This is a genomic window from Geomonas terrae (assembly GCF_004791675.1).
In the GTDB taxonomy this organism is placed as follows: domain Bacteria; phylum Desulfobacterota; class Desulfuromonadia; order Geobacterales; family Geobacteraceae; genus Geomonas; species Geomonas edaphica.
On record NZ_SRSC01000001.1, the window covers coordinates 552,684 to 571,774 of the forward strand.

The following is a 19,091-nucleotide window of genomic DNA, read 5'->3' on the forward strand; positions in this document are numbered from 1 at the left end:
CACCTGGAGCACCGCCATGACCACCGCCTCATCCAAATCCTTCGCCTGGTTGAACGCCACCCAGTTCCTCGGGGCGCTGAACGACAACATCCTGAAGCTCTTGATCATCTTCTTCCTGATCGGCAGCCGGGGACGCACCCACGCCGGGATGATCACCGCCTCGGTCGGCGCCGCATTCGTCATCCCCTTCCTCCTCTTTTCCGCGCCGGCCGGATGCCTCGCCGACCGCCTGGCGAAGTCGAGGCTCATCGTGAACGTGAAGCTCTTCGAGGTGGCGGTCACCCTCTTGGCCGTCGCCGCCTTCGCCTCAAGACAGGAACATCTCCTCTACCTGGTCGTATTCCTCATGGCGAGCCACAGCGCCTTCTTCGCACCGGCGAAGTACAGCATCGTTCCCGAACTGGTCCGAAAGGATGAACTCTCCCGGGTGAACGGGCTGATGGAATCCTGCACCTTCCTCGCCATCATCGTCGGCACAGGCCTCGCTTCCGGACTCGCCCAGGCAGCGGAAGGAACCTTCTGGATCGCCTCGCTCTTCAGCCTCGCCGTCGCCTGTGCCGGGCTTGCCTGCGCGAGGATGATCGGGGATAGCGCTCCCGGCGACGCGGCCCGTCCCGTGGCCCTTCTCCCCACCGGCATCCTGCACACGGTCCGCGGCATCTCCCGCGACCGCCACCTCATGCTCGCCATCATCGGGCTCGCCTGGTTCATGTTCATCGGCGCCTTCGCTCAACTGAACCTGATCGGCTACGGCATGGAAAGGCTCGGGCTCTCCGAGGCGCAAAGCGGCTACTTGTTCCTCGCCGCAGCACTCGGCATCGGCGCGGGCTCGCTCATAGCCGCCAAGCTCTCCGGCCGCGACGTGGAGTTCGGCATCGTTCCGCTCGGCGCCGCCGGGCTCACTCTCGCCCCGGTCCTCCTGCATGTACTCCCCGGCAACCTCACCGCGAGCCTCATCGTCATCGTCTGTTTCGGTATCTCAGCGGGGGTCTTCAGCCTGCCGCTGCAGACCTTCATACAACTGCGGGCCGACGCCGCCATCCGCGGCGAAGTGCTGGCCGCTTCCTCCTTCATCAACTGGGTCGGCATCCTCGCAGCATCCGGGCTCACCTGGCTCTTCAGCGGCCCGATGGGACTCACCGCCGCGCAGGGCTTCAGCGCCGTCGGCGCGCTGACCCTGATCCTGACGCTTATCTCCTTCCGGATTCTCCCGGACTTCCTGATCCGCTTCGTAGCCCTCGTCACCATGCGGGTCTTCTACCGCCTGCGCATCAAAGGGCTAGAAAACCTTCCGGTGGAGGGGCCAGCGCTTTTGATCCCGAACCATGTCACCTGGGCCGACGCCCTCTTGCTCACCGCCACCTGCCAGCGCCGCATCCGCTTCGTCATGGAGCGGAGCATCTACAACACGCCGCTTCTGCGTGGCCTGTTCCGTCTCATGGGGGTGATCCCGGTTTCCTCGACGGACGGCAAAAGGGAGATGCTCGAGTTCATCAGGAGGGCGCGCGTGGCGCTCGACGAGGGGTACATGGTCTGCATCTTCGCCGAGGGGGCGCTGACGAGGACCGGCATGCTGGGCGAGTTCCGCGGCGGCTTCGAGCGCATCGTGAAGGACAGCGGCCACCCGATCATCCCGGTGTACATCGGCGGGGCATGGGGAAGCATCCTCTCCTACGCTCACGGGAAACTCCTCTCCCGGCTCCCGGCACTCTCCCCCTACCCGGTCACCATCCTTTTCGGGGACCCGATGCCCGCGACGAGCCTCGCCGTCGAGGTGCGCCAGAAGGTGGCCGAGCTTTCATGCGACTACTTCGCCTCCAGAAAGGAGCAGCGCCGGCCGCTGCCGGAGTATTTCATCCGCACCGCACGCCGTTACTGGGGACGCCGCGCCATCGCCGACACCTCGGGGAAGAGCCTCAGCTACGGCCGCACCCTGACCTCCGCTGTCGCCCTCGCCGGAAAGCTCGACGGGATGATCGATGATGCGGAACACGTGGGACTTTTGCTGCCGCCGTCCGCCGGGGGCGTGCTCGCGAACCTCGCCCTCTCCATGCTGGGACGGGTCACCGTGAACCTCAACTACACCGCCTCCGAGGTTTCACTTTCCTCCGCTGTGGAGCAGTGCGGCATCCGCAACATCGTCACCTCGCGCGCCTTCCTGGAAAAAGTCCCGACCCTGCCGCGGCTTGACGGCATGATCTTCCTGGAGGACATCGTCCCCGCCATCTCCGGCCGGGCAAAGCTCATGGCCCTTCTCAAGGCGAGGCTCTATCCCGCCCCCCTCCTGTGCCGCGCGAAGGGGTTCCACGCCGACCAAAGCGCAACGGTGATCTTCTCCTCGGGGAGCACCGGCGAGCCGAAGGGGGTAATGCTCAGCCATCACAACATCTTGTCGAACATCGAGGCGCTGCGCATGGTGTTCAAGGTCGACCTGAACGACAACATCTGCTCGGCGCTTCCCTTCTTCCATTCCCTGGGCTTCACCGCGACGCTCTGGTTCCCGCTCACGAGCGGCTTTTCCTCCGCCTACCACGCGAACCCGATGGAGGGGGAGAGAATCGCCCAGGTGGTGCGCGAGCACCGCTCCACGCTCCTCCTCGCGACTCCCACCTTCCTCCTCGCCTACCTGCGCCGCGCGAAGCGCGAGGACTTCGCCACGCTGCGCCTCGTGATCACCGGCGCGGAAAAACTGAAGAGCAAGGTGGCGGACAGCTTCGAGGAGAAGTTCGGCATCCGCCCAATGGAGGGGTACGGCGCCACGGAGCTCTCCCCGGTGATCACCCTGAGCCTTCCGGACGTGGAGATCGATGGGGTGAAGCAGCACGGGGCCAAAGAGGGGAGCGTAGGTCACCCAATCCCGGGCGTCGCCATCCGCGTGGTCGACCCGGAAAGCGGAGCGGTATTGAAGCCCGGGACGGCCGGGATGCTCCAGGTGAAGGGTCCGAACGTGATGCTCGGCTACCTGGGACGAGAGGAGTTGACCGACGAGGTGGTGCGCGACGGTTGGTACGTCACCGGGGACCTAGGCGTCATGGACGACGACGGCTTTGTCAGGATCACGGACCGCATCTCCCGCTTCAGCAAGATCGCCGGCGAGATGGTGCCCCACGGCGCGATCGAGGACGAACTGCACGCCCGGCTCGGGCAGAGCGGGATCCTCGCGGTAACCGCGGTCCCCGACGAGAAAAAGGGAGAGCGGCTGGTGGTGGTCTTCACAAAAGGTGCGACCAACGCGGCGACGCTCTCACGGCACCTTTCCGAGAGCGAGCTCCCGAACCTCTGGAAGCCGGGCCGCGACGGGTTCGTGGAGGTGGAGAGCCTTCCCATCCTCGGCACGGGAAAGCTGGACCTGAAAGGGCTGAAGGAGATCGCGCTGGCGGCAACAAATTAGTTGTCATTTAGATGCGTTACCGGTATCTTTTCCGCGCCAGCGGGCATCACCCGCCAAACCGCGCGCTGCAGCCGGTCCACAACTCCTCCCCCCGGAGGGGGGAGGTCGGGAGGGGGGAAGCGGAACAAGACGCTGCGCGCCCCCCTCCCTGACCCTCCCCCTCCGGGGGCGGGGACGGATCGAGGCACCTACGGTGGGCGAAGGCCCACAGGGTGAATTAAAAACATCCATACAAGGAGGCCACATGAGGCTTCGACTCTGCATCCTGTTTTCGCTCTTCATCGCCCTCTCCTGCGCGCCGCCGGTTATGGCCGGCGACACGCTAAAAGAGCTCGTCGAAAGGGGCGCGTGCGGCGGGGAATCGGACAGGACCTGCACCGGGCACTTCCTCGAGGCGCACGGCTGCACCAAGGCGAGCGTGGAGCAGGGGCTCACGCGGGAGCTCAATGCGTTCCGCACCCTCGCGGAAGAAGCACTCGCGCTGCGGGCGGAGACCATCCAGACCGGCATCCGCATCAAGCAGGGGATGGAGCAGGGCAAACCGCTCTCAGGCGACGACCTCGCCCTCATCAACCAGGGGATCATCCAGCACATGGCGCTGCGGGAGAAGCTCCTGGCCCTGGCAGAGGCGCACGAGTGCTGGCTCGACGCCGGCGACAGCGAGCTTGCGGAACTCGGCGTCACAAAGGAGAGTCGACTCAAGGGGGTCATGCTCTCCCTCTCTTCCGCCCTGGTTCTCTACGACAACTACCTGCTCGCCGTCTCGCTCTTCGAGGGGGACGCGAAGCTGCGCCGCATCCTGAACGAGCGCGACCCCGGTTATGCGGTGCAGCGCGCCGAGCTTGCCAAGGTCACCCTTAACTACGACTCGATCACGAATCGTCAGCGGGTGCGCAAGGCAATCAAGTTCTACGAGAAGCAGACGAGGAAGTCCCCCTTCACCTCGGACACCCTCGCCATGGACTACGTCTCCACCCTGATAAGGCAAAGCCCTTCATACGACATAGTGAAAAGATGGTCCCCCTTCTACGTGATCGGCAGAAAGCTCGGCTTTTTCGGCGCGGTGACAACGGACACGGTGCTAGGTCTTGAGCGGGAAGGCACCAGCCTGTTCAGCATGGTCTTCGGCAACGCGGTGGGGCTCGTGGAGACCCGAAAGGGCAAACTGTACGGGAAGGAAGCGGTAAGGGCCGAGGTACAGAAGAACCTGCAGGCGGGAGACATCCTCCTGGAGAAGACCCCCTTCCGGCTCACTGACAAGCTGATTCCGGGTTACTGGGGGCATGCGGCGGTGTGGACCGGCACCGAGCAGGAGTTGCGGGAACTGGGAATCTGGGAACATCCGGTGGTGAAGCCGTACCAGCAACAGATAAAAAGCGGCCACATGGTGGTCGAGGCGCTGCGCTCCGGGGTCGAGATGAACACCATGCAGCACTTCCTCAACATCGACAGCATCGGTATCCTGCGCAAGACCGCGGCCACACGCCAGGATCGCGCCCACACGGTGATCCAGGCGCTGCGCCAGGTGGGGAAGCCGTACGACTTCAACTTCGATGTCGAGTCCAAGGGGAGGGTCTACTGCTCAAAGCTCGTGTACATGAGCTACAGCGGGGTCGATTGGCCGACAAAGAAGTCACTGGGACGCGCCACCTTCACGCCGGACGACGTGGCTATCAAGGCGATCAAGGGGGGCACCCTGCAGTTGGTGACCTTCTACCACGAGGGAAATCTGGTCTCGCGCGACCCGCTCAACACCATGGCGAAGCTGATGGGGGTAACCAACGGGAGCCAGGCGGCACGGTAAGGAGTTGCGCTTCAACGGCGGGCTTCTAGGGACGTAAGGAAGGGGGACCGGCACACAAAGAGCCGGTCCCCCTTTTTTATCAGACGCGGTGGATCATGGCGCCCTGGTGCTGGACGGTGCGCGCGTATTGGACGGCGGGCTTGCCGAAGGCCATGCAATAGCCGACGGTGTGGTCCTCTGGGATGCCGAGGCGGGCCAGTGATTCGGGGACGAGATCGTTGATGGCGATCTTGGCGAGGCCGTCCCAGACGGTACCCACGCCGTTTGCCTGCGCGAAGAGCTCGAAGTAGCTGAGCGCGATCATGCAGTCCTGCAGCGGCGAGACCGCCTTGTCCGAGACCGACGCGACCAGCAGGTGCGGTGCGCCGCGGAAAAGAACGTCCACGCACTGCTCCTCCCAGAGCTTCACGAAATCGCCGAAGAACGCGAGCTGTTCGGGAAGCGCGTCCTCACGCACCAGGCGCGCGATGCCGGCCATGAGCTCATCGCGGAAAGAGGCGAGCTTTTCCCGATCATCGATGACCGTAAAGCGTACCTGGCGGGTGTTGACGCCGGTGGGCGCATGCCATGCAACCTCGAGCAGGCGCTGCAAAAGTTCGGGCTCCAGGTTCTCCTGCTTGTAGCGACGCACCGAGCGGCGCCCTTTCATCAGGGTCTCAAGCTTCGCCGGGTCCGGCCGCCAGTCCCCCTCAAGCGGCGTGCTATCTTGCGGGTCGAGCCCCAGGATCGATACGGCGCCGGTAGGACAGACCGCGAAGCAGTGCTGGCAGCGGTAGCATCCCGCCTCCTTCTCCGCCGCGATCAGCGGAAACCCATCGGCCGTATCCATGACGTGCGCCGGACAGTCGGCAACGCACAGGCCGCACCTGGTGCATTTATCCTTGTCTATCTTGAATTGAAGCATCCTTCCCTCCGAACCCTTTACCTGATGAAGTTGGTGAAGATCTTGGTTTCCTGCTCCGGCTCAGGCACCACCCCTTTGCCGTTTTCCACCAGCTTGAGAAGCCACGCCATGTTCTTGGCGAGAACGCGCATGATCTGCACCCCTTCGCCGTCCTGAAGTGCCTCGCCGGGGGTCCTGCCGTGGATCACATTCCAGTAGTTGGAGGTCGGGAGCAGCATCTCTGAGTAGTTCAGGAAGTGGTTCAGCTGGTCGAAGGTCGTCACTCCGCCGGAGCGGCGCACCGCGACCACCGCAGCACCCACCTTATGGCGCAGCAGGCCGCCGTTAACGCCGGCCACGAAGAAGGCGCGGTCCATGAACGACTTCAAGGTCCCGCCGACCCCTGAATAGTGCACCGGGGACCCCAGGATGATGCCATCGGCACCCTTCATCTTCTGGACGTACTCGTTCACCTCGTCGTCCTTGATGGCGCACCGTTCGTCCTGGTTCTTCAAGCACTGGTAACAAGCGATACAGCCGCGGATCGCCTTGTTTCCCACATGCACGATCTCGGTCTCGATCCCCTCCTTGGCCAACTCTTCGGCCACCAGCTTGATGGCGTGATAGGTGTTCCCTTCCTTGTTGGGGCTGCCGTTGAATGCCACGACCTTCATTGTGTCTCCTCCCGCCAGGCAGTTCTGAATCAACCCGACGCTTTTCTTTTTTTTGCAATTGGGCTATATAGGACCATTGGTGCCGGACCGTCAATAACGTACTTTTACGAAACGTAGTACCTTATTTGAAACACGGTACCCTGCAGGGAACCTTACCGGAAGGAGATGACATGCAGCAAAGCCAGTCGACGGCCGAAGTAATGACATTGCGGGACAAGGAATACAAGTGCGGTATCGACGTGACACTGGCGCTCGTCGGTGGAAAATGGAAGGCCTCCATCCTCTGGCATCTCGCACAGGACACCATGCGCTTTTCCGATCTGCAGCGGCAGTTTGCGGACACGACGAGGAAGATGCTCACCCAGCAGTTGCGCGAATTAGAGGGCGATGGACTGGTGCACCGCAAGGTCTATCCGCAAGTACCGCCCAAGGTCGAGTACTCGCTGACCGAGCAGGGAAAGAGCATCTTTCCGATTCTGGAGATGATGTGCGACTGGGGGTCGAACTACCTTAAGGCGGCCAATACACCCTGAGGCAAATCCTCCCTGCCCCCCCCTTTGCTACGGGAGGCAGGCTCCCCCTTCGCAAAGGGGGGAACGTCACGGCCCGGACAGCACTTGAAGGGGAGCTAATCACCGGCCTTCCCGGAAATCTGCGCAAAAACAAAGGGCCCCTCGCCCGATGCCGGGGAGGGGCCCATTCATGCAACCGGATTACAGCGCGCTAGCGGCCACGGCCGTCATCCCTGTCCTGTCCCTGGCCCCTGCCCTGGCCGCCGCCCCTCTCGGGGCCGCCACCTCTCTCCATCCTCTCCTGCATCCTTTCCTGGCGCGGTTCCATGCGCTGCTCAATGCGAGGCTCATGCCCCCTTGGAGGCTCCATGGCCTTCGGCGCATGCTGTGCAGGAGGCTGCATCCTCGGTTCGTGCTGCATCGGTGCCTGCCGCTCGCGTTCGGGGCCGCGCTGCATCTGGGCCGGCGGCATTGCCCCCGGTCCTCTCATCTCGGGACGCTCCTGGCGTACCGGCGGACCCGACGGACGTTTTTCCGCCTCCCTCAGATGTTGCCGTACCACGTTGTTCTTCGGCTGGTAACGGTAACTGTCACGACGCACCCTTTGCTGCTGTTCGTAAGAAGAAGGATAACGATCACCGGTATAGCGGCGCTGGTAGGTGGGAAGCGGCGCCCTGCCGGGCGTGCGGCTTCTGTCCCAGCGGTCCCAGCCGTGGCGACGGTCTTCCCATCCGCGTCCCCAGTGCTGTCCCCAGCGAGGCGGGTAATTGGGCGCCCAGGACCTGAAGTAGACCGGCGGTTCAACATAGTACCGCACCGGAACGCGCAGGATGTAGACCGGTACCACGTAAGGATCGACGAGGGCCCATGGCCCGTTGTACCAGGAACTCACGTACCAGTTGTCGTTCCAGAAGGACCAGTACATGCCGTCATAAAAGAAGTAGTTGCCGGGGACGTTGGGGGCATAATAGACGGGATATCCAGGTATAGGGCGCAGGTCAGGGTAGCCACCGAGATTGATCCCGATGCTCACGTTGGGAAGCCCGATCCCTATGCCAACGCTGACCGAGGCTGTTGCGGTAGTGGACAGACAGAACAGCAAGCCCAGTACTATGAAGCAATGACGCAATCTTCGCATATTGTCCTCCGTTTACTCAGCAGGTGTTTTAGGTATCTTACAGCACGGCGCGGCCTTATCCAAACAGCATCGCGCCGCCTAACAGCATACCACAATCCAGCCGCTGCACCAAAACAGCCACCGTCACACAAAGGAAAAGCCACCCGTGCGGGTGGCTTTTCGGTACTGTTATGATAACTGCTGATTCCGCTAGTGCTCTTCGCTATGCCCGCCGGTCATCCCTGCGCTGAAGGTATGGCAGTTGCTGCAGTCATACCCTTTGCCCTGGACGTGCCTGCTGTGGATGTCGTTGGCGTTGGTGAAGGTCTCCCTGCTGTGGCAGTTGTCGCACAGGGTGGTGGTCGGCTCCTTCAGCGGGTAGCCGGTGCCGTGGCAGGCCGCGCAGTTCTTGCGATCACGGTGGTTACTGTGCAGCGAGGTGAAGCTCGTGTAGGTCTTCGCCGAGTGGCAGACGTCGCACATCTGGGCCGTGGTGCCGCGACGAACGTAGCCGAGGCTTGCAAACGGAATGCGGTTCGCGCCGGCGGTGACCTGCGGGTGGCAGCCGCCGTTGGAGCAGGAAACTGCGGTCGTCTTCGGACCTACGCCGTGGAAGATCCCCTCGTACTGCTCGGTCGGGACGAAGGCGTGTGCGTTGTAGGTCATCCCCTGGGCGGCAGCGCCGAGCTGGATGGCGGTGTTGATGTCACCCGTCTCGAAGGCGTACTTGTTCTTCACCGGCAGGAGCTGCTTCGTGGTGGTCTCCATCGGCTGCGAGCCGGTGTGGAGCTTGAACGGGTAGAGCTTGGAGAACTTCCCGGTCGGATCCACGAAGGCGCCGTCGGGGCTGCTGATCACCTGCACGCCGCGGGCGTCGAGGCTGACGGGATCCTTGAACTTGTAGAAGTGGCTGAACCCGTTGAACCACGCGTAGGTCGGCATGATGTTGGTGCCCTTGGTCATCTCCGGGTCCCACAGTGCCTTGGCTGTGTCGATCTCCATGACCGCCCAGTTCCTGTGCGTGTCGGTCGGGATGGTCTTCGCGAAGGTCGGCACGTGGCAGACGGAGCAGTTAACCTTGTCGCTGTGACGGTTCAGGTCGTTGTAGCTCACGTTGGTCGAGCGGTGCGGGATGCGGGAGTGGCAGTTCTCGCAGGAAAGTACGCGGGTGGTGTCGAGGGCGCGCATGTCGGAGCCGCGGCCTGCCATCCGGTGTCCCTCGGTCCTGTGGCACTCCTGGCAGGCGAAGTTCTGCCCGTCGCTCCCCATGTGCACGTCGTAAGCCTTGGTGCAGACCTTGTTGGTCGATTCGATGTCACCGCGCTTGTAGTTGTCACCGCCGCCGGACTTCTCGTGGCAGCGCATGCAGGTGGTGCGGGTCGGGCGGATCACGTTCTGCGCTATGGACAGTACGTTCAGGCCATCGGCCGGGACCATGGAGAAGGTGCCGTCTGCGTTTTGGATCACCTTCCTGGAGTAGCCGTTGCCGTGGCACATGAGGCAGTCGATGTTCTCGAGCTGCGCTTGGCTGGAGGTGGTGGAGGGCTTCAGGCCGTTGCCTGCATGGCAAACCGCGCAGCCGCCGGGGCCGGTGGTCCCGTCGGTTTTGGCGAAGATGGTCAGCCAGTTCATGTCCGGCTGGATGCAGAAGTTGTTGATGCCGCCCATCTTGGAGGCCTTGGAGCCGGAAGCTGCCAGCTCGATCGCCTTCTGGTTGTCGCCGGTCCACTGGTAGTGTACCGAACCGAACATGGCGCTCGCCTGGCCTGCGTGGCAGGCGCTGGTGATGCAGGTGGCCGGACCGTTGTACGCGGTTACGTAGCTTGCATGGCTCGGCACCGGGAGCTGCACCTTGAAGGTGGTGGAGCCGGTGCCGGTGTTGCTGCTCGTGTCGGTGAAGCTGACCGTTGCGGTGTAGGTCCCTTTCGGCGCGGAGCTAGAGAGGGTGTAGTTGTAGTAGGCGAACCCGGTGTAGGGGTCCTTGCTCATGGCGACACCGTTCAAGAGCGTCGTCCCGGTAGGGCTCTTGATGGTGACGTTGGCGTAGCGGATCTTCGAAGTGGTGATCCGGGTGGTACTGAGTTCGGCGTTGGCCTTCACGGTGACGACGGAGCTCTGACCATAGTTCAGCTTGTTGGTCGCCGTCTGCACCGAAAGGGTCGCCGCGAAAGCGGTGCCGTAGCAGGAAGCGGCCAGCAGCACGCCTCCAACCAGTGCGGTTTTCTTCATGTCAACCTCCTTGGATGTGTTCCCTGCAGTGCGAACAATCTGCCGTGGCCACGGTCTGTGCGTTCACAAGTGGCTATAATAAGCAACACTTATACCAAAATGTGCACCTCCTAATAAGTGGGCGTTTCATCGACGAAAATGTCCGCCCCCTTCCTACATGATCGCACCTCCGGGTGAGCCACCCCACCCTATTGGGTGTTATACACCACGGACTAGGGTGAAATCCCCATCAGCAGAGAAACGTTGACATATTAAGCTAAATCTCATACAAGTCCCCTGCTGACCATCACCTGCTCCAAGAGAGCCGTTCCAAGAGAGGCATCATGAAGAACGCTATCCGTGCCGTGATAACCGCCATCCTGCTTTTCCCGGCGTTCGTCAACGCTGCCGACGTCACCCTCACCCGTATCAGCAGCGGCGCAGGGACAAAACTGTTCCCGGACATACACGGCGGCCGCGTGGTCTGGCAGGACAGCCGTAACGGCAAGGCGGACATCTACCTCTACGACATCAAAACAGGTACGGAAACACGGATAACCCAAGGTGGGCACGACCACAAGAAGCCGCGCATCTACGGTGACAGGATCTACTGGCAGGACTACCGCAACGGGACCTCGGACATCTACATGTACGATCTTGCGGAGAAAAAGGAGATGCCGGTGGTGGTGTCGCCGACCCAGAAGATCGACCTTGCCGTCTCGGAACGCTACCTGGCCTGGACCGACCTGAGCGATGGCAAGGGGACGATCTGCCTGTACGATCCGGGAATGAAAAAGGGAAAGCTTATGACGTCAGGGCAGGCGCCGCAGGGGTTCGCCGCCCTGTCGGCGCAATACTTGGTCTGGAAGGACGAGCGTAACGATTCCGGCGACATCTACCTCTATGACATCGCGAAGGGAAATGAGGTAAGGATCACCAGCGACAAAGAGGCCCAGTGGTCACCGGCTACGTACGGGAACTTGGTGGTGTGGGAGGATAACCGAAACAAGGACGTGCTGCCAAACTACGACATCTACCTTTATGACACCGTGACGGGGAAGGAGAGACAGCTCACAAGAAGCGACGCCAACCAGCGCTTCCCGCGCGTATGGGGGACCTGGGTCGTTTTCGTCGACAACTCCCGGGCGGAGGCCGAGGACATCCACCTGCTCGACCTGGCGACCGGCAAGGAAACCGCGCTGACCCGCGGGACCACGGATTACTACACCCCGGCGATCTACGGCGATCATGTCGTCTTCAGTGACCTGAAGAACATCTATCTGGCGACGATACCAACCGGCGGCGCCAGGTAACCGCCCACCCGGCGAGGCGGGTGCGTGAGCTTATCATGACTCGGGAGGCTTCTCCCGTTTGGACTTCAGGCCTTCTTTCATTTCCTCGAAACAGGAGGGGCAGATGCCGTGACTGAACATGGCGTCGGTGTGTTCCGAGATGTACTGCTCCATCTGCTGCCAGATCTCCTGGTCCTTGCGGATTTTCTTGCAGTAGGAACAGATCGGGATCACCCCCTCGAGGATGCGCACCTTGGCAAGGGCAGCCTCCAGCTCTTGAACTTTTGCGGCTAGTTCTCCCTGAATCACCTTGCGCTCCGCCACGTCCTGTTCCAATTTCCGGTTCAGCGTTTCAAGCTCCGCAGTCCTCTCCTTCACCTGCCCGACCAGCCCATCCTTTTCGGCCCGCAGATGCCTGGACAGATCGTTGAAGGCGCCGGTCAACTGTTGCAGTTCTCGCCCCTGGGAGGGTAGCGCGATATCCTCTCCCAGCTTGCTGTCATCGCGGATGATGGCCATGGTCCGGTCGCGAAGCTCCCCGAGCGGTCCGAGCAGCAACCGGTCCATGAACAGGAACTGCAGGGCCGAGGAAACTCCGAGTATAGTCAACAACAACACGGAAAGCTTGAAGGAAAGCTCGTTGGCGCTCGCGTAGGCCTGCTGCAGCGGGATGCGGATCGAGATGGCGGAGACGAGCTCGCGATCCTGCCGGTTAAAACTTCGCGTCTCCCCGTATTGTCTGACCAGTTCCGCGGGCGCCGACTGCGGCATGCTGTGGCAGCGCAGGCAGCTCTTCTCCATGCTCTCGCCGCGACGCATGACGACGAAGAAGGGCTTTCCGTCTATCTGCCGTATGTCGGAACGGACATCGAGGGCATTATCGCGCTTGAGGTCGGCGATGAAGGCGCGTTCGAACGGGTCTGCCTCGTTCTTCGGGCTTCTCGCGTTCACCGCGCATTCCTTGTAGTAGTAATCACTCCTTGAGAAGGCCTTGTTGTAGGCGTCGATCTCACGTACCGCGTAGGTGGACGACATCCAGACCGGATCGAAGTACTCCGGTGTCCGGTAGCGGTCACTGAGATCGAAAACATGCGGCTTCAGCTGGTTGGAGAAGTAGCTGTGGATGGCCATGTTGCGGTCCAGAATGAGGCGTGCCTTTTCCTGGGCCTCTGCCAGTGCCTGCCCGCGCTGGTGATAATTCACCGTAACGACAATGGCAGCCGCGACCGCAACAAAGGAGGTCACATACAGAGCCAGGAACAGGTTTTTAGCTGATATCGCGCGCATTTGGCTACCGTTGTTAGTTTTATAGTCACCCTACTGTCAGCGACAATTGCTGTCAATGAGTTTTTTGCCATTTCGGCTGGAGCAGGCAATAGCGGACGGCATGACCACGCTCAAGCGGGGCGACATACTCAAATGTCTGCAGGGACTCACCGACATACACGAGGTGCGTCGCGTCTGTATCAAGTAGGAGGGTTGTTTTTCACCGAGAGATCGGTTATAAAGTCATGTCTGCCTGTAACTCGTCGACAGACCTTTACTATGATCAATAAAACTCTGCATCATAGATCACTGCTGATATTCCTCACCTGCGCCACTACGCTCTGCGTCCTGTTCTTCGGGATGCGAGTGCCCGACATGTCGCAGCCGGGGCGCCACCCCAAGCCGAAACCCCGCGCCTACATTGAAGAGCAGTTCAAGAAGCACCACGAAACGGCGGCCAAGAAATCACTGGACCACGTCCAGGCCGAATTGCCGCCGGCTGTCGAACTCGTGCTTCATGCCACCTATCGCACCGAGCTCCCCCACGCCTTCCACGGCGCGGCACTCTCCACGTATTTCCCCAACCTTTCCCGGGCGCCTCCTCACTCCGCAGCCTGACCCTTTCGCACCATTCACCACAGCTCCGTTGCCACGAGATGGCAATCATGCGGTCGCTTGCGTCCGCGCGCGCCCTGTCGCGTCCAATAAACTGAAAGCAGAAGATGGAGGTTTTCCATGAAGATGTCTCTCAAGCGTTTCGTTCCCGTTCTTTGCACCGGCCTTTTGATCGCAGGCGGCTGCGCCAAGCAGCAGGCAGTCAAGGCCGATCAGCCGATCGCTCCTTCTACCACCACCCAGCAGGCAGCCGCACCCACGCAGGCTAAGCCGGCCGAGTCCAAACCGGCGGCGGCTCCCACGACGGCCCTGCCGGACTCCACCATAAAGAGTGAAGGGCTCGCTCAGGGTCAGGCAGCCTCCTCGAAGGCCGCCGCCGTTTCCCAGGCTCTCGAAAAGATCTACTTCGACTTCGACTCCGACGTCCTGAGTGACACCGCCCGCAAGACCCTCGCCGCCAACTTCGACAAGCTGAAGGCTATGGGTAACGTCAAGGTCCGAGTCGAGGGTAACTGCGACGAGCGCGGCTCCGACGATTACAACTTGGCACTCAGCGAGCGTCGCGCCCAGGCAGCGGTGAAGTACCTGGCCTCGCTCGGCATCCCCGCCAGCCGCCTCTCCTTCATCGGCTACGGCGAGGAGAAGCCTGTCGACGCCGCCCACACCGAGGACGCCTGGTCCAAGAACAGGCGTGACGAATTCACCATCAGCAAGTAGAGCGAGGCAGACATCAGGAGGGGCAACGACAGCAATACGCTGCGGTGCCCCATCCCACTGCGAATTCGTCAATGTAAGTTCTTCACGAAATTCCGGTGGACGTAAAGGACAGCTGGCAACCAAGCACTGCGCGCCCCTAACGTTCCCCCCTTTGCGAAGGGGGGGCAGGGGGGATTTGCCTTAGTCAGCCCATACAAACTCCTTCTGACGCTGCGGTCACGCATGCTGCGCAAGGAAATAGCAATGCGCAACAGCCGTCATGGTCCCGTCCAGGAGTAAAGCAAATCCAAGTTCAGCCGGCGAAAACTGAGGAAAGGCAAATCCCCCCCGTCCCCCCTTCGCAAAGGGGGGAGCGCTAGTTCAAGTGCAGCGCTTCGTGGAAACTTTTAATACCTCTCCCAGAGCTTGCCGCAGAACCAATAAGCCGGGGGACGGCAACGGCCCTTTCAGCATTTAATAGGTGTGCAATGAATCACAAAACAAGAAGCGGTGCCTTGCGTGCCGCCATAGTCGTTATCGCCTTTCTTTCCTGCGGTTTTACCTGGGGAGGCAAGGACAAATGCACAGTAGCACGTGAAACGATAGAAAAGATCACCCCCGAGAGTGCCGCCGCCGAAAGGGCCGAGGCGGAGCGCAAGGTACGCGACCTCTGCCCCGACGGAGGGGCACCGCTCTACCTGAAGGGGATTTCCATGGAAGCGGCCCACGACAGCGATGGCGCCGTGACCGCATACCGCGACGCCCTCACCAAGGATCCGCTCCTTTTGCAGGCTAGGGGTCGCCTCGGTCTTTTGCTCATGGCGAAAGGTAACCGCGAGGAGGCTTCGGTTGCCCTCTTCGAAGCGGCGGCACAGACGAAAGAGCCGCGCTACGCACGGGCCCTCGCCGACATCTTCCTCGACGCCAAACTTTACGCCCTGGCCCTCAGCCAATACCGCCAGGTACAACCGTCCTTCACGGACGATGCAAATCTCTACCTTGGCATCGCACGCAGCTACCGCGGCCTGGGCGACCAGAACCACGCCCTGGAGGCTCTTCAGGAAGCGCTTCGCCTGCAGAGTGGCAACGCCACGACCCATCTCGAGCTGGCCACTATTTACCAGGAGCGCAACGACTACATACAGGCTGCCACACATCTGCGCCAGGCGATCACCGCAGATCCCAACAACGCCAGCTACCATTTCCGGCTGGCCCAACTGCTGGAACTCTCTGGGAAACGCGACGAAGCCGCTAAGGAATACGCGCGTTCCGGTGTGAAGCGCACCGACACGCTCGCCGACCACCTGAAGCGGGCGGCCAAATACGAAGACGAAGGCGAGTTCGCCCTCGCGGCGACCGAATATCGCGCCATGTTGGTGAAAAATCCCGATGCCACCGGTGTGCGCGAAAAACTGGGCGACGCCGAACTGGCCGCCGGCCACGACGCAGAGGCGATCACCGCTTACGAGGATGCCCTGCGCAAGAAGGAGGATTCCGGGCGGGTGCGTTACCACCTGGGCACCCTCTACGAGCGCAAGGGGGACCTTGACGAGGCGGTACGCAACTTCAGCGCCTCGCTCAGGCTCGATCCGGCAAACAGCGACGCCCGCAGGCGGCTCGCCGACATCTACGCCCTGCGCGGCGATCTTGAAGAAGCGATCCGGGCCTATCAGGACCTCATCTCGCGGCAGGCGGACAACCCGCTGAACTACCTGAAACTCGCACGCCTGCAGGAAAAACGGCGTACCTACAAGGACGCGATCGGTTCCTACGAAACGGCGCTCGCCCTGGACCCTGCCAACAGCGAAGCGCACCGCAGCATCGCCTTCCTGTTCCTGCGCTTGAAGCAGCCCGAGCAGGCCGAGCAGCACCTGCACGAGGTGCTGAAACTCGATCCGAGAAACGCTCAGGCAAGGGACGCGCTCATCTCCTTGTCGGTGAAGCAAAAGAAGTACGACCAGGTGACCTCGCTGCTCGAGGAGGACGCGCAACTGAACCCGCAGAACGCTGACAGCCAGTACCGGCTCGGCGTGATATACGCCTTCAAACGCGAGGACGAAAAGGCCCTGCAGCAGTTCGACGCAGCATTGAAGCTGAAGCCGGACCATGCCCGGGCCCTGAACGCGCTAGGCAAGCTCTACCTGAAGGAAGGGGACCGGGACAAGGCACGTGAAGCCTTCGCCGCGGCGAGAAAGGCGGACCCGGACCTGCTCGAGCCTGTGGAACTTTGGAGCAAGCTGAGCGCAGAACCGAAGAAATACGCAGAAAAGAAGGCGAAAGTGAGCAAGTCCTCGAAGAAGAAAAAGGGGAGCTCGAAAGCCGTTTCGAAGGCGAAGAAGAAAGGGAGTTCCAAAGGAGCTTCGAAGAAGGGGGCCAAACGGAAGTCCAAACGGTAGCGGAACCGCTTGAGTTGGAATAAAGAAAGGAGGCGCGGCACAAGGCGCCTCCTTTTTACCGTCGATGGCTTTGCGTCACCGGCGCCAGCCTGCCCAAACCGGGACACCCGCCGCGTCGCGCAGTTGCAGGACCGCATCACCCTTTTTGACCTCCGCCGCGATGATGGCGGGCTTCCCCTCGAAATCGACCCGCGCACCCTTCACTTCGACCCGGTCCCCCTTTTCGATCTTCGCGTCGAGGCGCTCCACAAACCACGCCGGCCCGATATGCACCGGGATGGTCCCCTGGTCGGTCTTCAACTGGAGATGCACGCCGTTGCCCGGCCCCTTCCTTGCCGACACGACCTCGACCTTTACCACCTCACCGGTCACGGTCTCCACCTTCGCAGGGTCGTAGAGCCGCTGGTAGGCACCGTTCATGCCCCATCCCCCGCTGCCGCGCCACCCTTGCCACGGTGCGGCGTAGGCTGAAGCGGTGATGGTTAAGGCAAGCAGTGATGTCACAACTACGGAGACGTTTCTTGTTGTCATAAGAACCTCCTTGTGTGAAGTAGGAAAAGCATACCACCGCCCGGGACTTCCTCAGCTACAATGCTCCAGGTGCCTCATCTTTTCCATTCAGACCTCACTGAGACCGCGTGCTTAACGAAACCATTGATCAAGTCATCGCTGTCGCGGTAATCAGCCCGTCAGCCAAGATGGCGGTAACCGACATTGAAGCCAGATTGAGAAGAAAGGACGCATGTGAACCGGAGAATAGTGGAACAGGTGACGCTGCTTGCCAGCGTGGTCAAGTGGGCAAGCTACGCATCCATCGTAGGGGTCCTGGTCGGAGGGGGCACCACGGCGTTTTTGAAGGCCCTTTCCTGGACCTCTGCACAGTACGACAAGGTACCGGACTACTACCTGCTGCTGCCGGTGACTCTCGTCGTGAGCACCCTGCTGGTCAGGTGGTTCGCACCGGACGCCGCCGGGCACGGCACCGAGAAGGTGATAGAAGCGGTGCACCAGAAGATGGGGAGAATCCCTTTGGCGGTGGTGCCGGTGAAGCTGGTTGCTACCGTTATAACGCTCGCGGGAGGAGGCTCGGCGGGGAAAGAGGGGCCCTGTGCCCAGATCGGCGCCGGGCTCGCCTCCGGCTTCGCGAGCTTGCTGAGGTTGAACGACGTCGACCGGCGCAAGCTCGTCATCTGCGGTATCAGTGCCGGGTTTGCCACCGTCTTCGGCACTCCGATCGCGGGGGCTTTATTCGGGGTGGAGGTACTGGTCCTCGGGCAGATGTTCTACGACGTTCTCTTTCCTTCTTTCGTGGCTGGGATAGTCGGTTTCCACGTGGCTGGAATGCTCGGGGTTAGCTACCCGCACCCTGCCGCCAAAATCATCCCCGCCGTCACCGGCTGGAGCTTCACCGAGATGATCCTGCTTGGCATCTGGTGTGGCATCGCGGCCCTGCTCTTCATCGAGTTCATGCAGTTGGGGCACCGGCTTTTCGGACGGCTTTCATGGCACCCTGTGGTGAAGGCTATTTTCGGCGGGGCGCTACTGGTACTGATCGGCAGGTTCGTGTCCCAGCGCTACCTTGGGCTTGGGCTTGACAGTATCGACGCCGCACTGAACGGGCAGGTACTTCCTTTCGATGCCACCTTCATGAAGATGATCGCCACTTCGATCACCCTGGGAAGCGGCGGCAGCGGTGGCGTGGTCACCCCGATCTTCTTCATTGGAACGGCGGCGGGAAACCTCTTTGCCTCGCTTTTCCATGAACCGCTGGTCGCCACCTTCTCGGCGATCGGCATGGTCGCCCTTCTCGCCGGCGCCGCCAACACCCCGATCGCCGCATCGGTGATGGCCATGGAACTCTTCGGCGCGGGTATCGCCCCACATGCAGGCGTCGCCTGCATGGTCAGTTTTCTCATCGTCGGATACCGCAGCATCTATCCGAGCCAGATCCTCGGCATCCAGAAAAGCACCTCCTTGAAGGTGGAAACGGGCAGGCCGCTCGGCCAACTGAACCCCGAGAACCTGCAGGACCGCCTGGCTATATCCTTCCCGGCCTTCGTCGTTAAGGGAGCGAAGGTGCTTGGCAAAGGGAGGAAAATCCGCAAATAACCGCAATTGCCAACCCCGATAGTGATCAGGCGAAGGTCCCATCCCCGCCCATACAAAGTTAATTTTTTCACATCTGATATCATGGTTTCCTTGTCGACCTGGTAAGCGGCTGGTTCACCCGCCGAAAA

15 protein-coding genes are annotated in these 19,091 nt (G+C 61.5%); 9 read left to right on the forward strand and 6 right to left on the reverse strand.

What is annotated here, in order from left to right; translation table 11 throughout:
- Positions 1 to 16: 16 nt before the first annotated feature.
- Together E4633_RS02385 and E4633_RS02390 are read left to right on the forward strand one after the other, a co-directional pair.
- On the forward strand, positions 17 to 3,391 hold the full coding sequence (locus tag E4633_RS02385; RefSeq protein WP_135868665.1) for an acyl-[ACP]--phospholipid O-acyltransferase: 3,375 nt from the start codon (positions 17 to 19) through the stop codon (positions 3,389 to 3,391).
- Positions 3,392 to 3,635: 244 nt separating this feature from the next.
- The gene (locus E4633_RS02390) at positions 3,636 to 5,195 is read left to right on the forward strand and encodes a YiiX/YebB-like N1pC/P60 family cysteine hydrolase (protein ID WP_198419375.1); all 1,560 of its coding nucleotides are present in this window, start codon (positions 3,636 to 3,638) and stop codon (positions 5,193 to 5,195) included.
- A 79-nt stretch (positions 5,196 to 5,274) separates the two neighbouring features.
- Here E4633_RS02390 and E4633_RS02395 read toward each other — a convergent pair whose 3' ends face one another.
- Together E4633_RS02395 and E4633_RS02400 are read right to left on the reverse strand one after the other, a co-directional pair.
- Positions 5,275 to 6,099, reverse strand: coding sequence for a nitroreductase family protein (locus E4633_RS02395; protein ID WP_135868666.1), 825 nt, complete (start codon positions 6,097 to 6,099; stop codon positions 5,275 to 5,277).
- Between the two features lie 17 nt (positions 6,100 to 6,116).
- Complete coding sequence (locus E4633_RS02400; RefSeq protein ID WP_135868667.1) at positions 6,117 to 6,752, reverse strand: flavodoxin family protein; 636 nt, start codon at positions 6,750 to 6,752, stop codon at positions 6,117 to 6,119.
- A 170-nt stretch (positions 6,753 to 6,922) separates the two neighbouring features.
- Here E4633_RS02400 and E4633_RS02405 point away from each other — a divergent pair, with 170 nt between their 5' ends.
- Positions 6,923 to 7,285 (forward strand): winged helix-turn-helix transcriptional regulator, encoded by a 363-nt coding sequence (locus tag E4633_RS02405; protein ID WP_135868668.1) that lies wholly within the window; start codon positions 6,923 to 6,925, stop codon positions 7,283 to 7,285.
- 190 nt (positions 7,286 to 7,475) lie between these two features.
- Here the strand turns inward: E4633_RS02405 and E4633_RS02410 are convergent, their stop codons facing one another.
- Both E4633_RS02410 and E4633_RS02415 read right to left on the reverse strand, forming a co-directional pair.
- A complete protein-coding gene (locus E4633_RS02410) occupies positions 7,476 to 8,402 on the reverse strand; it encodes a hypothetical protein (RefSeq protein ID WP_135868669.1) in 927 nt (308 codons plus the stop codon).
- A 189-nt stretch (positions 8,403 to 8,591) separates the two neighbouring features.
- The gene (locus E4633_RS02415) at positions 8,592 to 10,610 is read right to left on the reverse strand and encodes a hypothetical protein (protein ID WP_135868670.1); all 2,019 of its coding nucleotides are present in this window, start codon (positions 10,608 to 10,610) and stop codon (positions 8,592 to 8,594) included.
- 323 nt (positions 10,611 to 10,933) lie between these two features.
- On the opposite strand from E4633_RS02415, the gene E4633_RS02420 reads away from it, so the two are divergent.
- The gene (locus tag E4633_RS02420; protein WP_135868671.1) at positions 10,934 to 11,902 is read left to right on the forward strand and encodes a TolB family protein; all 969 of its coding nucleotides are present in this window, start codon (positions 10,934 to 10,936) and stop codon (positions 11,900 to 11,902) included.
- 33 nt (positions 11,903 to 11,935) lie between these two features.
- Here the strand turns inward: E4633_RS02420 and E4633_RS02425 are convergent, their stop codons facing one another.
- The gene (locus E4633_RS02425; protein ID WP_135868672.1) at positions 11,936 to 13,168 is read right to left on the reverse strand and encodes a Tll0287-like domain-containing protein; all 1,233 of its coding nucleotides are present in this window, start codon (positions 13,166 to 13,168) and stop codon (positions 11,936 to 11,938) included.
- Between the two features lie 64 nt (positions 13,169 to 13,232).
- Between E4633_RS02425 and E4633_RS20855 the strand changes: the two genes are divergently transcribed.
- The 4 genes from E4633_RS20855 to E4633_RS02440 all read left to right on the forward strand — a co-directional run bounded on the left by E4633_RS20855 (position 13,233) and on the right by E4633_RS02440 (position 16,854).
- Positions 13,233 to 13,355 carry a hypothetical protein gene (locus E4633_RS20855; RefSeq protein WP_281276723.1) on the forward strand — a complete coding sequence of 41 codons (123 nt, stop codon included), beginning with the start codon at positions 13,233 to 13,235 and terminating at the stop codon, positions 13,353 to 13,355.
- A 71-nt stretch (positions 13,356 to 13,426) separates the two neighbouring features.
- Positions 13,427 to 13,765: a hypothetical protein gene (locus tag E4633_RS02430; protein ID WP_135868673.1), complete on the forward strand. Its 339-nt coding sequence runs from the start codon at positions 13,427 to 13,429 to the stop codon at positions 13,763 to 13,765.
- A gap of 117 nt (positions 13,766 to 13,882) precedes the next feature.
- Positions 13,883 to 14,479, forward strand: a complete 597-nt coding sequence (locus tag E4633_RS02435) for an OmpA family protein (protein WP_135868674.1) — start codon at positions 13,883 to 13,885, stop codon at positions 14,477 to 14,479.
- Between the two features lie 467 nt (positions 14,480 to 14,946).
- On the forward strand, positions 14,947 to 16,854 hold the full coding sequence (locus E4633_RS02440) for a tetratricopeptide repeat protein (protein ID WP_135868675.1): 1,908 nt from the start codon (positions 14,947 to 14,949) through the stop codon (positions 16,852 to 16,854).
- Between the two features lie 75 nt (positions 16,855 to 16,929).
- On the opposite strand, the gene E4633_RS02445 is transcribed toward E4633_RS02440, so the two are convergent.
- Positions 16,930 to 17,385: a DNA-binding protein gene (locus E4633_RS02445; RefSeq protein ID WP_135868676.1), complete on the reverse strand. Its 456-nt coding sequence runs from the start codon at positions 17,383 to 17,385 to the stop codon at positions 16,930 to 16,932.
- Between the two features lie 213 nt (positions 17,386 to 17,598).
- Between E4633_RS02445 and E4633_RS02450 the strand changes: the two genes are divergently transcribed.
- Complete coding sequence (locus E4633_RS02450; RefSeq protein ID WP_135868677.1) at positions 17,599 to 18,963, forward strand: chloride channel protein; 1,365 nt, start codon at positions 17,599 to 17,601, stop codon at positions 18,961 to 18,963.
- Positions 18,964 to 19,091: the final 128 nt, after the last annotated feature.

Coding starts and splice junctions, on each gene's coding strand:
- E4633_RS02385 (WP_135868665.1), top strand. CDS start 17: ATGACCACCGCCTCATCCAAATCCTTCGCCTGGTTGAACGCCACCCAG.
- E4633_RS02390 (WP_198419375.1), top strand. CDS start 3,636: ATGAGGCTTCGACTCTGCATCCTGTTTTCGCTCTTCATCGCCCTCTCC.
- E4633_RS02395 (WP_135868666.1), bottom strand. CDS start 6,099: ATGCTTCAATTCAAGATAGACAAGGATAAATGCACCAGGTGCGGCCTG.
- E4633_RS02400 (WP_135868667.1), bottom strand. CDS start 6,752: ATGAAGGTCGTGGCATTCAACGGCAGCCCCAACAAGGAAGGGAACACC.
- E4633_RS02405 (WP_135868668.1), top strand. CDS start 6,923: ATGCAGCAAAGCCAGTCGACGGCCGAAGTAATGACATTGCGGGACAAG.
- E4633_RS02410 (WP_135868669.1), bottom strand. CDS start 8,402: ATGCGAAGATTGCGTCATTGCTTCATAGTACTGGGCTTGCTGTTCTGT.
- E4633_RS02415 (WP_135868670.1), bottom strand. CDS start 10,610: ATGAAGAAAACCGCACTGGTTGGAGGCGTGCTGCTGGCCGCTTCCTGC.
- E4633_RS02420 (WP_135868671.1), top strand. CDS start 10,934: ATGAAGAACGCTATCCGTGCCGTGATAACCGCCATCCTGCTTTTCCCG.
- E4633_RS02425 (WP_135868672.1), bottom strand. CDS start 13,168: ATGCGCGCGATATCAGCTAAAAACCTGTTCCTGGCTCTGTATGTGACC.
- E4633_RS02430 (WP_135868673.1), top strand. CDS start 13,427: ATGATCAATAAAACTCTGCATCATAGATCACTGCTGATATTCCTCACC.
- E4633_RS02435 (WP_135868674.1), top strand. CDS start 13,883: ATGAAGATGTCTCTCAAGCGTTTCGTTCCCGTTCTTTGCACCGGCCTT.
- E4633_RS02440 (WP_135868675.1), top strand. CDS start 14,947: ATGAATCACAAAACAAGAAGCGGTGCCTTGCGTGCCGCCATAGTCGTT.
- E4633_RS02445 (WP_135868676.1), bottom strand. CDS start 17,385: ATGACAACAAGAAACGTCTCCGTAGTTGTGACATCACTGCTTGCCTTA.